The sequence below is a fragment of the Gordonia hankookensis genome (assembly GCF_014673215.1).
Lineage (GTDB): Bacteria > Actinomycetota > Actinomycetes > Mycobacteriales > Mycobacteriaceae > Gordonia > Gordonia hankookensis.
Genome location: NZ_JACWMS010000003.1, coordinates 120,861 through 135,845, shown reverse-complemented (window position 1 = coordinate 135,845; position 14,985 = coordinate 120,861). Strand labels below are relative to the sequence as shown.

General features: G+C 66.9%; 13 protein-coding genes and 1 riboswitch. Of the genes, 5 read left to right on the top strand and 8 right to left on the bottom strand.

Annotated features, from left to right (window positions below):
- The first annotated feature begins 59 nt into the window (after positions 1–59).
- Complete coding sequence (locus IDF66_RS15100) at positions 60–3,449, top strand: pyruvate carboxylase (RefSeq protein ID WP_190267588.1); 3,390 nt, start codon at positions 60–62, stop codon at positions 3,447–3,449.
- A gap of 81 nt (positions 3,450–3,530) precedes the next feature.
- Here the strand turns inward: IDF66_RS15100 and IDF66_RS15095 are convergent, their stop codons facing one another.
- Positions 3,531–4,166, bottom strand: coding sequence for a nucleoside/nucleotide kinase family protein (locus tag IDF66_RS15095; protein WP_190267587.1), 636 nt, complete (start codon positions 4,164–4,166; stop codon positions 3,531–3,533).
- Between the two features lie 44 nt (positions 4,167–4,210).
- Complete coding sequence (metE, locus tag IDF66_RS15090) at positions 4,211–6,499, bottom strand: 5-methyltetrahydropteroyltriglutamate--homocysteine S-methyltransferase (RefSeq protein WP_190267586.1); 2,289 nt, start codon at positions 6,497–6,499, stop codon at positions 4,211–4,213.
- Between the two features lie 164 nt (positions 6,500–6,663).
- Positions 6,664–6,859, bottom strand: a riboswitch (cobalamin riboswitch).
- A gap of 210 nt (positions 6,860–7,069) precedes the next feature.
- Here metE and IDF66_RS15085 point away from each other — a divergent pair.
- Complete coding sequence (locus IDF66_RS15085) at positions 7,070–7,276, top strand: cold-shock protein (RefSeq protein WP_161059604.1); 207 nt, start codon at positions 7,070–7,072, stop codon at positions 7,274–7,276.
- Between the two features lie 99 nt (positions 7,277–7,375).
- Here the strand turns inward: IDF66_RS15085 and IDF66_RS15080 are convergent, their stop codons facing one another.
- From IDF66_RS15080 to uraD (IDF66_RS15065), 5 genes are all read right to left on the bottom strand, one after another.
- Positions 7,376–7,813 carry a DUF5994 family protein gene (locus tag IDF66_RS15080; protein ID WP_190267585.1) on the bottom strand — a complete coding sequence of 146 codons (438 nt, stop codon included), beginning with the start codon at positions 7,811–7,813 and terminating at the stop codon, positions 7,376–7,378.
- A 14-nt stretch (positions 7,814–7,827) separates the two neighbouring features.
- Entirely contained in the window at positions 7,828–7,959 is a 132-nt protein-coding gene (locus IDF66_RS23975) for a hypothetical protein (protein WP_263282339.1), read from the bottom strand.
- Positions 7,960–8,157: 198 nt separating this feature from the next.
- Complete coding sequence (uraH, locus tag IDF66_RS15075; RefSeq protein ID WP_190267584.1) at positions 8,158–8,484, bottom strand: hydroxyisourate hydrolase; 327 nt, start codon at positions 8,482–8,484, stop codon at positions 8,158–8,160.
- The gene (gene uraD / locus IDF66_RS15070; RefSeq protein WP_190267583.1) at positions 8,481–9,014 is read right to left on the bottom strand and encodes a 2-oxo-4-hydroxy-4-carboxy-5-ureidoimidazoline decarboxylase; all 534 of its coding nucleotides are present in this window, start codon (positions 9,012–9,014) and stop codon (positions 8,481–8,483) included. The genes uraH and uraD (IDF66_RS15070) overlap by 4 nt, the downstream gene beginning before the upstream one ends.
- Before the next feature lie 9 nt (positions 9,015–9,023).
- Positions 9,024–11,012 (bottom strand): 2-oxo-4-hydroxy-4-carboxy-5-ureidoimidazoline decarboxylase, encoded by a 1,989-nt coding sequence (uraD, locus tag IDF66_RS15065; RefSeq protein WP_190267582.1) that lies wholly within the window; start codon positions 11,010–11,012, stop codon positions 9,024–9,026.
- Between the two features lie 136 nt (positions 11,013–11,148).
- Here uraD (IDF66_RS15065) and IDF66_RS15060 point away from each other — a divergent pair, with 136 nt between their 5' ends.
- Positions 11,149–11,736, top strand: a complete 588-nt coding sequence (locus IDF66_RS15060) for a nucleotidyltransferase family protein (protein ID WP_190267581.1) — start codon at positions 11,149–11,151, stop codon at positions 11,734–11,736.
- A gap of 8 nt (positions 11,737–11,744) precedes the next feature.
- On the opposite strand, the gene IDF66_RS15055 is transcribed toward IDF66_RS15060, so the two are convergent.
- Positions 11,745–12,350 carry a TetR/AcrR family transcriptional regulator gene (locus IDF66_RS15055; RefSeq protein ID WP_190267580.1) on the bottom strand — a complete coding sequence of 202 codons (606 nt, stop codon included), beginning with the start codon at positions 12,348–12,350 and terminating at the stop codon, positions 11,745–11,747.
- A gap of 94 nt (positions 12,351–12,444) precedes the next feature.
- Here IDF66_RS15055 and IDF66_RS15050 point away from each other — a divergent pair, with 94 nt between their 5' ends.
- Both IDF66_RS15050 and IDF66_RS15045 read left to right on the top strand, forming a co-directional pair.
- A complete protein-coding gene (locus IDF66_RS15050) occupies positions 12,445–14,049 on the top strand; it encodes an MFS transporter (protein ID WP_190267579.1) in 1,605 nt (534 codons plus the stop codon).
- Positions 14,050–14,219: 170 nt separating this feature from the next.
- A complete protein-coding gene (locus IDF66_RS15045) occupies positions 14,220–14,981 on the top strand; it encodes a hypothetical protein (protein ID WP_317628720.1) in 762 nt (253 codons plus the stop codon).
- Positions 14,982–14,985: the final 4 nt, after the last annotated feature.

Sequence of the window (14,985 nt, the reverse complement as noted above, 5' to 3'; positions counted from 1 at the left end):
AAGGTGTGCTCGCCACTGTCAGGTGGGTGTGCTCCGACGCACTGACGAGAGAGAGTCACGTGTTCGACAAAGTCCTGGTGGCCAACCGTGGTGAGATCGCGATCCGTGCTTTCCGAGCGTCCTACGAACTCGGGGCCAGAACGGTCGCGATCTTTCCTTACGAAGACCGCAACTCGGTTCATCGCCTCAAGGCCGACGAGTCGTATCAGATCGGCGTGCCCGGCCATCCTGTTCGGGCCTACCTGTCGGTCGATGAGGTGGTGGGGGCTGCCGTTCGGTGCGGCGCGGATGCGATCTACCCGGGCTACGGATTCCTCTCGGAGAACCAGGGACTCGCGGCGGCGTGTGCCGAGGCGGGCATCACGTTCGTCGGGCCGTCGGCCGATGTGTTGGAGCTGACGGGCAACAAGGCGACGGCGGTGGCCGCGGCGAAGGCCGCCGGGCTGCCGGTGCTCGCGTCGTCTGAGCCGTCGGCCGACGTCGACGAGTTGTTGCGTGCTGCGGCGGACATGCAGTTCCCGGTGTTCGTCAAGGCGGTGGCCGGTGGCGGTGGCCGCGGGATGCGCCGGGTGGCCGAGCCCGACGACCTCGCCGATGCGATCGCGGCCGCCTCGCGCGAGGCGGATGCGGCGTTCGGGGATCCGACGGTGTTCCTGGAGCAGGCGGTGGTCAACCCACGCCACATCGAGGTGCAGATCCTGGCCGACACCCACGTCAATGTTATCCACCTGTTCGAACGGGACTGCAGTGTGCAGCGGCGTCACCAGAAGGTGATCGAGTTGGCGCCCGCCCCGAATCTCGCGCCGGAGTTGCGCGAGAAGATCTGTGCGGATGCGGTGGCGTTCGCCCGCCACATCGGCTACACGTGCGCCGGCACCGTCGAGTTCCTGCTCGACGAACAGGGCAGGCATGTGTTCATCGAGATGAATCCGCGGATTCAGGTCGAGCACACGGTCACCGAGGAGATCACCGATGTGGACCTGGTGGGTTCGCAGTTGCGGATCGCGGCGGGTGAGTCGTTGCCCGATCTGGGGCTGACCCAGGATCGGATCACCATCCGCGGCGCGGCGATGCAATGTCGTATCACCACCGAGGACCCGGCCAACGGCTTCCGGCCCGACGTCGGCCGCATCACCGCCTACCGCAGTCCCGGTGGTGCGGGGGTGCGATTGGACGGTGGCGCGGTCCTGGGTGCCGAGGTGAGCGGCCATTTCGATTCGATGCTGGTCAAACTGACTTGCCGCGGAAGGGATTTCGCGACGGCGGCCCGTCGGGCGCGGCGGGCGGTCGCGGAGTTCCGCATTCGTGGTGTGGCGACCAACATCCCGTTCCTGCAGGCGGTGCTCGACGATCCGGACTTCCGGGAGGGCCGGGTCACGACGTCGTTCATCGAGGAGCGGCCGGCGTTGCTGACGTCACGGTCCTCGGCTGATCGTGGCACCAAGATCTTGTCCTATCTGGCGGATGTGACCGTCAACAAGCCACACGGCGAGCGGCCGACGAAGGCGTACCCGCGCGACAAGCTGCCCACCTTGGATCGGGCCACCCTGACCTCGCCGCCGGACGGGTCCCGTCAGCGTCTGCTGGCGCTCGGTCCCGACGGATTCGCCGCGGATCTGCGTGATTCGAAGCGGTTGGGTGTCACCGACACCACGTTCCGCGACGCTCATCAGTCGCTCTTGGCCACCCGGGTGCGCACCAGTGGACTCATGATGGTGGCGCCGTATGTGGCTGCGTTGACGCCGGAGCTGTTGTCGGTCGAATGTTGGGGCGGGGCGACCTATGACGTCGCATTGCGGTTCCTCAAGGAGGATCCCTGGGATCGGTTGGCGCAGCTGCGTGAGGCCATCCCCAACATCTGTCTGCAGATGCTGCTGCGCGGGGCCAACACGGTCGGTTACACGCCGTACCCGACGAAGGTGACGACGGCATTCGTCGCCGAGGCGACCGAGGTCGGGATCGACATCTTCCGGATCTTCGACGCGCTCAACAATGTCGACCAGATGCGTCCGGCGATCGATGCGGTCCGCGAGACCGGGACCGCGGTGGCCGAGGTGGCGATGAGCTACACCGGCGACCTCGCCAACCCCGACGAGGACCTCTACACCCTCGATTACTACCTGCGCCTGGCGGAGCGGATCGTGGAGGCCGGTGCCCATGTGATCGCGATCAAGGACATGGCCGGCCTGCTCCGGGCGCCGGCAGCGACCACGCTGGTCTCGGCGCTGCGCAGCAATTTCGATCTCCCCGTGCACGTGCACACCCACGACACCCCCGGCGGTCAGCTCGCGACCTACCTCGCGGCGTGGCAGGCGGGTGCGAGTGCGGTCGACGGTGCGAGCGCGGCGCTGGCGGGCACGACCAGCCAGCCGGCGTTGTCGGCAATCGTCGCGGCGGCGGCACACACCGACCGGGACACCGGGCTCGATCTCAAGGCCGTATGCGACCTGGAGCCGTACTGGGAGGCCCTGCGAAAGGTGTACGCGCCCTTCGAGTCCGGCCTTCCGGCGCCGACCGGCCGGGTGTACACCCACGAAATCCCGGGTGGGCAGCTGTCGAATCTGCGCCAGCAGGCGATCGCGCTCGGGCTGGGCAATCGATTCGAGGCCGTCGAGGAGGCCTATGCGGCAGCCGACCGGATGCTCGGCAGGCTGATCAAGGTGACGCCGTCGTCGAAGGTGGTCGGCGATCTCGCCCTGGCGCTGGTCGGTCGCGGTATCACCGCTGCCGAGTTCGCGTCCGATCCGTCGGCCTACGACATCCCGGATTCGGTGATCGGCTTCCTGCGCGGGGAGCTCGGTGACCCCGCAGGCGGCTGGCCTGAACCGCTGCGCAGCATCGCGCTGAAAGGTCGTGGCGAGGCCCCGCCGCCGGAGACGCTCACCGACGACGACTCCGATGCGCTCGACGTGTCCGGACGCACGCGGCAGGAGACGTTGAACCGCTTGCTGTTCCCTGGTCCCACGAAGGAGTTCGAGAAGCACTTCGAGGAGTACGGCGACACGTCGCGACTGTCGGCGAATCAGTTCTTCTACGGCCTGCGCTACGGCGAGGAGCACCGCGTCGAACTCGAACCCGGTGTCGAGCTGCTGATCGGGCTCGAAGCGATCAGCGAGCCCGACGAGCGCGGTATGCGCACCGTGATGTGTGTACTAAACGGTCAGCTGCGTCCGGTGTCGGTGCGCGACGGCTCGGTCGACTCGGCGGTCGAGGCGGCCGAACGGGCCGACCGCTCCAACCCGCATCACATCGGCGCCCCGTTCGCCGGGGTCGTGTCGCTGAGCGTGGACGTCGGCGACGAGATCGCCGCGGGTGCCGCGATCGGAACCATCGAGGCGATGAAGATGGAGGCCACCATCACCGCACCGCTCGGGGGCAAGGTGGCACGCGTCGCGGTGGGCGCGGTGACCCAGGTCGCGCCAGGTGATCTGCTGATCGAGATCGGCTAGGCGCACAGCGCAACACCACACAGGACTCCCGGATACACGCAAGATTTCGTGTGTATCCGGGAGTCTTGCGTGTGGGGGCGGTCAGAGGAACGGGATGGTGCCGTCGATGACGAGATCCGCGCGATCCCGGGTGCCTGCGACGAGTGCGGCGTTCGGCTCGTCGACGTTCTCGACCCATGCGCGCGCGGATTCCGGTGACCGGCCGGCGGCGAGATGGCGGCGGAGCAGGCGTTCGCGGCGGGAGTTCGTGGGTGCATCAACGTAGAACAGCAGGGTCAGCAGTCCGGCGACCGGTGACCAGAGTTCGTCGTCGAGGGCGAGATAGTTCCCTTCGGTGACGATCGGGGCTGCCGTCGCCGGGAGTACGAGCGCCGCGGCGACCGGCTCGCCCGCGGTGTGATCGAAGTCGGGGGCGTAGACATCGCGGTCGGCGTGGACCGCTCGGTTCAGCAACGCGACGTAACCGTCGACGTCGAAGGTGTCGGGTGCGCCCTTGCGATCCGACCTGTTCAATTGCGCCAGAACGGTGTTCGACAGGTGAAAGCCGTCCATGGGCAGGTACCCGACGAAGCCGTCGCCGTACCGGCCACGGTAGTGCCGGGCGAGCGCTCCTGCGAGCGTGGTCTTTCCGGAACCGGGCGGTCCGGTCACGCCGACGACGATGCGCTCGCCACTGCGGGCAGCGAACGCATCGTCGAGGTAGGCAAGGACGGACACCGGGGAACCATAGCCCGGCGCGGCCGGAACCGGGGCGGATCGAATCAGGAGAGTGACGCCCGAACGGTCCTGGCCGCCGCGACCATGTTCGTCAGTGACGCGACCACCTCTTCGGTATCCCGCGTCTTGAGTCCGCAGTCGGGATTCACCCAGAGGCGCTGGACGTCAACGGCATCCAGCGCCGAGGACAGCAACCTCTCGATCTCGCCTGCATCAGGAACCCGTGGCGAGTGGATGTCGTACACACCCGGCCCGACGCCGTTGGCGAAACCCGCGGCGTTGAGGTCGTCGAGGACCTCCATATGAGAGCGCGCCGCCTCGATCGAGGTGACGTCGGCGTCGAGTGCGGCGATCGCACCGATCACCTCGCCGAACTCCGAGTAGCACAGGTGGGTGTGTACCTGGGTGGTGTCGGCGATGCCCGAGGTGGCGAGCCGGAATGCCCGGACCGCCCAATCGAGGTAGGCCTGCTTGTCGGCATCGCGCAGCGGCAGCAGTTCCCGAAGCGCCGGCTCGTCGACCTGGATGATGCCGACACCGGTCCGCTCCAGGTCGACCGTCTCGTCACGGATCGCCAGCGCGATCTGAGATGCCGACTCCGAGACGGGCTGATCGTCGCGCACGAACGACCACGCCAGGATCGTGACCGGACCGGTCAGCATGCCCTTGACGGGCTTGTCGGTCAACGATTGTGCGTAGGTGATCCAGTCGACGGTCATCGGAGCGCGCCGGGACACATCGCCGAACAAGATCGGCGGACGCACGCATCGGGTGCCGTAGGACTGTACCCAGCCGTTGTCGGTGGCGAAGAAGCCGTCGAGCTGTTCGGCAAAGTACTGCACCATGTCGTTGCGTTCGGGTTCGCCGTGCACCAGCACATCGAGCCCGATCTTCTCCTGCAGGGCAACGACATCCGCGATCTCGGTGCGCATCCGGCGCAGGTACTCGTCCCGGTCGATCGCGCGAGAACGTAGCGCGGCGCGGGCTTTGCGGATCGCTGCGGTCTGCGGGTAGGAGCCGATCGTCGTGGTGGGCAGCGCGGGGAGACCGAGTCGCAGATTCTGCTCGGTGATCCTGATGGCGGCGTCACCGCGGGTCACATCGGCGTCGGAGATGGCGGCGAGCCGGTCACGAACTGCATTGTCGCGCAACCGGTTGTCGGTGCCGCGCATCGCGAGCGCTGCCCGACACGCGTCGAAGGCCTCGGTCTCGGCCTCACGGCCGAGGCGAAGCGCGCGCGACAACGTCGCGACCTCGCCGAACTTCTCGGATGCGAAGGCGAGCCAGCCTCGCAGATTCGGATCGAGCAAGTCCTCCTCGGCCAGGCTGTACGGGACATGAAGCGTGGAGCACGAGGTCGAGACCGCGAGATCACCCGCCGATCCCAACAGCGTGCCGAGCGTGGCCAGCGCACGGTCGAGGTCGGTGCGCCAGATGTTGCGTCCATCGACGACGCCCGCGACCACCAGCTTCTCCGACAACTCCGGGATGGCGACCACTGTCTCGACAGCGCCCTCGACGAAGTCGACGGCGATGCCCTCGACCGCAGTACGGGCGAGCGCTGCCAGCGAATCACCGGGATCGCCGAAGTAGGTGGCGACGAGGATCGCGGGACGACGGGTCACGCCGCTCAGTCGTGCGTAGACGGAGCCGGCCAGGTCGGGTAGCCCGCCGACGACGTCGGTCACCAGCGCCGGCTCGTCGAACTGCACCCACTCGACCCCGGCGTCGGCGAGCCGGTCGAGGAGTTCGGCATACAGCGGCACCAGGTCATCGATTCGGGTGATCGGAGCAGGGCCGTCACCCACTGCTTTCGCCAACGCCAGGAACGTGATCGGGCCGATGACAACCGGGCGGGCCGCGATGCCGGTGCCGTGCGCCTGTGCCACCTCCGCGAGCACCTTGTCCGGGTGAAGGGTGAACGTGGTCTCGCTGGAGATCTCCGGCACCAGGTAGTGGTAGTTGGTGTCGAACCACTTGGTCATCTCGAGCGGCACGATGTCCGCGGTTCCACGAGCGGCGGCGAAGTAGCGGTCGAGGGGATCCTCGATCGCGGCGACACGCGGTGGCAGTGCGTCGAGCATGACCGCGGTGTCGAGCATGTGGTCGTAGTAGGAGAACGTGTTGACCGGGATGGAGTCGAGTCCGGCCGCGGTGAGCTCCTCCCACGAGCGGCGGCGCAGATCGGCTGCCACGGTATCGAGCCCGGCCGCGGTGACCCGGTCGGCCCAGTACCCTTCGACGGCGCGCTTGCATTCGCGATGCGGGCCGATGCGGGCGGTGCCGAGTGTGGTCGCGGTGAACCGCCGGGCGGATTGGTTCGGTGAAGACATGAGAATCGAACTCCTGCAGACGATACGGATGGTCCGCCGCCCTGCAGGGGAGCCGAGCGAGCGAGCGTCGACGATCCGGATCCCCGGACATCGAAACCCACCGGTTCGACCTGCGCCCAGTCCACGAGGCGACGAGCCACCGGACGCGGCGCGCCCGGTGCACCTGGCAGGTCTTCGGGCTCGTCGGCGGGCCTGCCCAGCGAGTGCTGAACGGGGCGTTCCTACTGACCGTCGCTTCCCGGACCACGGGTCCAGTGCATCTGACGGCGGTCGTTCCGACATACCGCTGCGGGACAGCTCCGGATTCTCACCGGATTCCCTCTTCATCGGTGTCCGTCGAGGACGCCGATGTCGACGCCACCCGGGGAGGTAGGGCTCCACATGTCCCGCGAATGGCGAACCAACTGCGGTATCCACCGTACCGAGGATGGCCGTCCGGCCGACACACGGGGACGCCGTCAAACGGGTTCACCTTCGTCACGGTTATCTCAAAAGTCACAAAGTGTGCAATGATGGTGTCGCGAGTGCCACATGGCTCTCGTGTGCAAAATAGAGAGAAGTACCAGCATCATGGCTCAAGGAACCGTCAAGTGGTTCAACAGCGAAAAGGGCTTCGGCTTCATCGCTCCCGACGACAGCACCGATGGTGACGTTTTCGTTCACTACTCGGCCATTCAGGGCGGCGGATACCGCAGCCTCGAAGAGCAGCAGCGCGTCCAGTTCGAGGTCGAGCAGGGCCCCAAGGGCCCGCAGGCGACCACTGTGACCGCCATCTGACCACAGTCTTCACCAACGAACGCCGCTCGGGTTTTCCCCGGGCGGCGTTTGTTGTTGTCTCACAAGGCATGCCGTCGCTACTCGGTAGCGACGTGTGGCTCAGCCGACCGGGTTCGCGTCGGTGGCGCCGCACTGCAGCGCGGCGCGGCGGAGGATTCGCTGGGCGTCGCGGTACAGGTGACTGTGCTCCGAGCCCGGCGAACTGGTGCATCGACCAGCCTGCCGCAGCAGCGTGGCGGCAAGCGCCGACTGGGTCCTGGGCGGAATGACGAGCAAGGTGACCTCGGCACGATCCGCGGTGATCGACATCAGCGGCAACATGTCGGGCGAGTTCTCGGAGTCGAATCCGGGATAGCGCGCGAAATTGCGCCAATTCACGTCGATTCGGGTGATGGTCCCGAGCCTGCTACGGCCGGCCTCCTGCAGGGCGGGAAGCTCCTGCGAGATCTGCGATGTGTAGGGCAGCCATGCCCCGGCGATCGGGACCGTGAGGTCGGGTGCGAGTTGGAGACGGGTCGGACCGAGTGCGAGTGGCACGGTCTCGCCGCCGGTCAGTCTCGCCCGGCGGAGTGGGGGTTGTCCGGTGCGTCGGAGAACTGCAACTCCGAGGTGGCCGTGGTGGCCTGCACGGCCGCATGCGTGGCGTCGGTGCAGTGCGAAAAGAGGTTGGAATCGTTGGACATCGGATATCCGTTCGGAGAGGTGATCGGTGGAGTCCGGCTCGAGAGCGTCGATCCACCGCCGACTCGGTCCGCGCGATTGCGTGGACGCGACATGACGTCGGCTTCCCCTGGACTCTACCCCCTGCGCTGTGGTGTCCGTCGCATTCGGTGCGCCGGTGGACGGGTCGGCAGGAGCGCGCTCGCCACCGACGCGTTCGGTCAGCTACCCCGGTAGGTCGTGTAGGAATACGGGCTGAGCAGCACCGGGACGTGGTAATGGCGAGTGGGGTCGTCGACCGCGAAACAGATGTCGATCTCCGGGTAGAAGCCGGCGATGCCGTGCGTGTCGAACCACCGTCCGGTGTCGAACACGAGGTGATACGTGCCGGGGGCCAGGGAGGCGGTGTTGACCTGTCCGATCCGGCCGTCATCGTCGGTGAGGCCTGCGGCCAGCTCGGTTCCGGTCGAGTCCCTCAACGAGATCGAGACACCACGGGCCGGGGACCCGGACACCGCATCGAGCACGTGGGTGGACAAGCCGGTCATGTCGTCGCTCCGTCGTCGAGGTAGATGCTCGCGGGCGTCAGCATCCGTGTCAGCCTACTGCGATTGATCTTCGCCAATTCCATTCGCATCACACGTCGTTCGGTCTCGGCGTCGTTGTGCATCCGCTGCCGGAGGATGTCGAGGAGCTCATCGGCCGGGCGGCCGTTGGCGAACACGAGATACACGTGGCCGAACCTCTCCTCGTAGGCGGCGTTGAGCTTCTTGAGGTCGGTCAGCACCGCCGAGTCGGCACCGGCCACCCCTGATTGCTCACGCTCCGACGACGGATTGTCGGGTCGGTCCCCGATACGTGGGTGTCCCGCCAGCGCCTCGTCGAGATCGGTGTCGGTGAGTTCGGCCAGGATGAGATCCGCATACTCGAGCAACGCCTCGTCGTCGGAGAAGGGGCGGGCCTTGGCGACCCGCAGCGCCCAGATCGACGAGCTGCAGCATTCATAGAGCTGATGGATGGCCTGGCGTTCGGAGAGTTCGTTGAAACTGGACAATCCGCGCCAATCGACACGCCTCATACGGCCAGCCTAGGAGAGTTCGGGCTGTCGGCTGAACCGGGCCGACGTGATCGGATTGGCGTCTGCGACCAGATCGTCGAACCGGTAGTTGGCGATCTTTGCGATCTCGATGAGGGCAAAGGACTTCTCACTGGTGTCGGCGTTGTCCATTCGCGCCCAACCACTGCGCAACACCCGGTCGTATCGTTCGGTCTCCCGGGCGCAGATGACGAGCGGGAAGCCGAAGTGCTCCCGGTACGCCGACGCCAGGTTGACCACGTTCTCGTGTTCGGTCTCCTCCAGATGCGACAGACCCTTGTGATCGACGGCGATCAGTTCGCCGGTGTCCTCGTCCTCGGCGCCGAGGTCGGGGAAGGCGCGGATCAGGTCCAGTTGCTCGGCGTCGCTACCGGTCAGCATCGCCTCCTGGAACGCGCTGCGGAGGTCATGGACGTCCTCGAAGGGTTTCTGATCCCACGCGCGGTCGAGTACCCAGTCCACGTTCTGCACGACGCCACCGAACGTCGCGCGGAATTGCTCCTTGGACATGGTGTTGACCTCGTCGAGGGTGATCGCGCCACCACCCGCGACGGCGGGGCCGCGGCCACCGAGGTGGAAGAACAGCAGGTTGAGCAGGATCGCGGTGATCGCACCCATCGTGATGCCGGTCGAGAAGGGGATCTGCAGGAAGATGTTGGGCATAGCCTGATCGACGCCGGGGAGGGCGGGCACGTCGACCTGCTGACCGGATTTCTCGATGACGGTGGTCGGTGTCGCCGACTGCGAGAACTGCACATACAGAGCGACGGCGAGCGAGGTCGCGGAGATGATCAGGTTGCGGTGATCGGTGAAGTCGACCGACGTCAGGGTCTGGATGCCGACGATGGCCACCGTGGCGAACATGATCAGGGCCGCGCCGCCGAGCACGGGTGCGGGAATGCACTCGACGACCTTGGCCAGTTTCGGGAACAGCCCGAGGACGATCATGATGCCGCCGGCCGCGGCGACCACCCATCGGCTCTTGACGCCGGTGAGTCGCACCAGGCCGACGTTCTCCGAGAACGCCGTGTAGGGGAAGGAATTGAACGAGCCGCCGATGACGGTGGCCAGACCGTCGGCTCGGACCGTCGCGGCGACGTCCTCCTTCTTGATGCGCTTGCCGACGATCTCGCCGGTCGCGAACACCGATCCGGTCGATTCGACGGCAACCACCAGCAGCACCACGATCAGCGAGACGATGGCGACGATGTCGAATCGCGGCCAGCCGAAGGCGAACGGCGGGGTGAAGCCGAGCCAGTCCGCCTGACCCACGGCCGCGAAATCCGCGTCACCGCACAGCCAGGCCACGAAGGTTCCGACGACGAGGCCCAACAGCACCGCGATCGTCGCCATGAAGCCGTGGAAGAAGCGCTGCATCAACACGATCAGCAGGATCGTGCCCAGTACATAGAGGACCCACCGCCAATTGGCCGAATCGTGGAGATGGGTTGCCGGGTCGCTGACCGCGTCGCCGGCGCCGACGGGGATCAGACAGATGCCGATGATCGTGATCAGCGTGCCGGTGACCACCGGGGGCAGGAAGCGGATCAGCTTGGCGAAGAACGGTGCGATCAAGAAGGTGAAGACGCCTGCCGCGATGACCGCGCCGTACACGGTCTGCAGGCCGACCCGTCCGCCGCCGTGATTGTTCGCGATCTGGATGACCGGCGCGAGCGTGGCGAACGTGATGCCCTGCAGCAGTGGCAGGCGGACACCGATCTTCCAGATGCCCACTGCCTGCAACAGGGAGGCGATGCCGCAGGTGAACAGATCTGCGGTGATCAGCATGGTCAGGGCCTCGGAGTCGAGGTTGATCGCCCGTGCGATCAGGAGCGGGACCAGGACCGCTCCGGCGTAGAACGCGACGACATGCTGTGCACCCAGGGTGAGCAGTTTGCCCGCGGGCGGCACCTGATCGACAGGGGCAACCCTCTTCTTGCGCTTGGCTCCGTCGATGGGAGTGGTGGAATCCGTGGTCATGCTCGCTCACCTCTATGTCGGCCGTTGACCGCTACATCTTGGACCTCGACGGCTGTTCCCGCTGGGTGGGAGATCGTATATTTCCTTCTGGTAAATCGGACAAAGGGGTTGTGCCGCACTAGTATCGACCGTCGTCATGATTGTCGAGCCGAGTGTTCCGGACCGGCGGCGCGAGCGGGGCCGCCTCGTCGGGGTGGTGCTGGCCGCGGGCGCCGGGAGTCGCTTCGGTGCGCCCAAAATCGTTGCTGAGGACGGAGATTGGCTTCGTCGATCGGTCGATGCGCTGGCCCGTGGCGGCTGTTCCGATGTGTACGTCGCGATGGGCGCCCGGATCGTCGACCCACCGGAGGGAGCGTCGGCGATCATCGTGCCCGACTGGCGGAGCGGCCTGGGGGAGACCGTCCGGGTGGTGGCGACAGCGGTGCGCGACCTCGACGCGGACGGCATGGTTTTACACGTTGTTGACACGCCGGACGTCGGTCCGGATGTGACCAACCGACTTCTCGCCGCGGTCGGACGCAGGCGAGATGGCATCGCTCGGGCGGTCTTCGACGGTCGACCCGGACATCCGGTGTACCTCGGGACCGATCACCTCGACGGGGTGATCGCGACGGTGACCGGTGATATGGGTGCGCAGCCGTACCTGGCCGCCCACCGCGCCGACCTGCTCCTGGTCGAATGTGGCGATCTGGCCAACGGCCGGGATCGGGACACCCCTGGGTGAGTCGGGGCTCAGCGGTGCAGGGTCGCGACGATCGATTCGAGAGTCTGGTCGCGTGACGGCAGGCCGCGGGAATGGCCGACCAGAATCGGCTGCGCGTGCCGGAGGAAGACCGACGCGATCAGGAGATGGGCGGTCACATGTACGTCCACCGCAGGATCGACCACGCCGGCGTCTTGCGCGGATCTCAGGTACCCGCTGATCGCCGTCACCCCACGCTGCGGTCCGTAATCGTTCTCCAGGATCACGCCACCCAGTTCCGCACGGAGTTCGCTGTCGGCCTGGGCGGCCATCAGCACGTCGAGGCCGGCCTCGAGGAACTCCTCGAGGCGTGCGACGAAGACGGTGAGGACCTCGCGCACCTCGGCGACGTCATGCGGGGCAGGCGGCATCGTCGGCCCGAACTCCCACAGCGGCCGCAGTGCCTCGGTGAAAACGGCACCCACCAGGTCTTTTCGGTCTCCGAAATGGTAAAAGATGCTGCCCTCGGAGATGTCGAGCCGATCGGCGATCTCGCGGGTCGTCAGACGGGCGATGCCTCGATCGCGCAGGACGGCCAGGGTGGCCGTGACGATCTCGTCTCGCCCGGTCTTCGGTGGCCGTCCACGTCGCGTCACGTCTGGCACTCTACGCGGGAACGAATACTTATTGAGTAACCGCTCAGAATGTGTGACGATTAACTGAGTCGAAACTCAAATAAGGAGGGGTGCGATGCCTCGGAAATGGTTGACCCTGGCTGCGGTGTGTACCGGGGTGTTCATGTTGCTGCTCGATGTGACGATCGTGAACGTCGCGCTACCCGACATCCAGCGAGACCTGGGATCGTCGTTGGCCGGTCTCCAATGGGTGATCGACGCGTACGCGCTGACCCTCGCGGCGCTGCTGCTGACGGCGGGGACCATCGCCGACATCATCGGTCGCAAGCTGGTGTTCGCGTCCGGCATCGTCGTGTTCACGATCGGTTCGCTGGCGTGCGGCCTGGCGCCCACCATCGAGATCCTGGTCGCCGCGAGGGCTGTGCAGGGTGTCGGTGGGGCGATCATGTTCGCCACGTCGCTGGCGCTGTTGGCGCAGGCCTTCGCGCCCAAGGAGAGGGGCGTCGCGTTCGGTGTGTTCGGCGCGGTGACGGGCGTCTCGGTTGCCGTCGGGCCGGTTCTCGGCGGGGTGCTCACGACGGGACTCTCCTGGCACTGGATCTTCTACGTCAACATTCCGGTGGGCATCGCGGCGTTGGCGGTCACCTACTTCGGAGTCGACGAGTCGAAGGCCCCCGGGACACGGCGCATCGACTGGCTGGGTTGTGTGAGTTTCAGTGCGGCCCTGGCATTCCTGGTCTTCGGTCTCATCCGTAGCCATGCCGACGGATGGGGGTCGTCGACGGTCGCCGGCTCGCTCATCGCAGCCGCGGTGCTCCTGGTGGCCTTCGTCGTCGTCGAACGGATGGTCGCGGACCCGATGATCGACGGCGCACTGCTCCGGGTGCCGACCTTCAACGGTGGTCTGATCGCGGCGTGGGCGGTGTCGGCGTCGATCTTCTCGGCCCTGACCTACCTGGTCATCTACCTGCAGACCATCATGGGTTACTCGGCGCTGGAGGCCGGATTGCGCTTCCTGCCGTTCTCGGCGGTCGTGTTCGTCGCGGCCGCCGTCGCAGGCCGACTCTCGGATCTGGTGCCGGTGAGATGGCTCATCGGTCCCGGATTCGTGCTCGTGGCGGCCGGACTCTGGCTGATGCGCGGCACGGACCCGACCGGCAGCTGGACTCAGCTCGTGCCGGGGTTCGTCGTCGCAGGCGTCGGGACCGGTCTGATCAATCCGCCGCTGGCTTCGACGGCCGTGGGTGTGGTCGAGCAGGAGCGGGCGGGGATGGCGTCGGGGATCAACTCCACCTTCCGGCAGATCGGCATCGCCACCGGGGTGGCGGTGCTCGGCAGTGTGCTCGCATCGCATTTCGCCGACACGGTGGCGTCGGCGTTGACCGGCGGGCCGCTGTCGGCACGCGCACGAGAAATCGGCGATGCCGTCGCCGACGGCAACATGGCAGGCGTTTTGGGGACCGTGCCGGGCCCGCTCCGCGCCGGGGTCGCCCGGGCAGCGGCGCAGGGGTATGCCGACGCGCTGGATCGCGTCCTCCTCATCGCCGCGGTGGTGGCGCTGGTTGCGGGCCTGATCGCGGCGGCACTGATCCGGAGTCGTGACTTCCATGACCCAGACGCCTCGCCGGATTCGGACACGGCCGTGGATACGCACACCGTGCGCGCGGAGCACGACGCCGGAGCTGCCCAGGACGTGCCGATCGGGAAGACGGTGAACTGAGGCGGCGCCGGGCCGCGTCGTGACCGACATCTGGTGAAACATCCACGCCGCTGCGGTTTCGTTGCCTTCTCGTCGCCATTCCGATGCATGCGAACGCCTCGCGGCTGCCGGCGACCTGCCTAGTGTGCAGGTGAGCCGGCCCGGAACGAATGGGTGAAGAGGTGATCGTCGTGAAGCGAGCACATCGTGGACCCGTTGCGGCGCTGGCGGCGGCCGGTATCGCGATGGTGGTGGTCTGTGGCTGCGGCGGGAGCCCCGCGGTGACCGGCGATGCGGTGCCCCGCGTGAACGAACACGTACCGGCCGACCTCGACATCACCTTCCGCTGGCTGCCCGGTCCGGTTCTCGATCTGTTCGGCCCCGAGGGCACCTTTGTCCGGGCCTATGTCGAATCGTTCGAACTGGCCGACGCCGGCCGGTCGACGACGTGGGGTTACCACGGCTTCGTCGCGGCGTCGCCCTCGAACATCGACAGCATGATCGCCGCCTACCCGCCCGACGTGTCGGCGGATCGGCCGGGTGTCGGCACCGCGATCTTCACCGGTCTGCGGCGACTCGACGACGGGGACTGGACGCGGATCGTGCTGTGTCGCCATGGATTTCGATCCGTTCGTGATGGTCCGGGGAATGGGTCGTCGTGGACGTCGCGCACCGACGCGCCGCGGCCCGTCGAGATCGACTTCCGCAGAGTCGGCGCCGGACCGCCCAAGGTGAAGAGCGGCACCAAGCGAACGCCCGACGGCGAAGTGTTCGGCGACTGGCATACCACCAGAGTCGATTTCGCCGCCATCTACCCGACACCGACCGCCGATCAGAACGCGTGCGCTGCCATGGTGTCGTCGGGCGTCCCGCAGCGCGCACCCGCCCATGGCGGGCAGCCGTGGCCCAGCCTGACACCCAGCCCGGGGTGGTCGGCGACCTCGCTGCTCTGAGCGC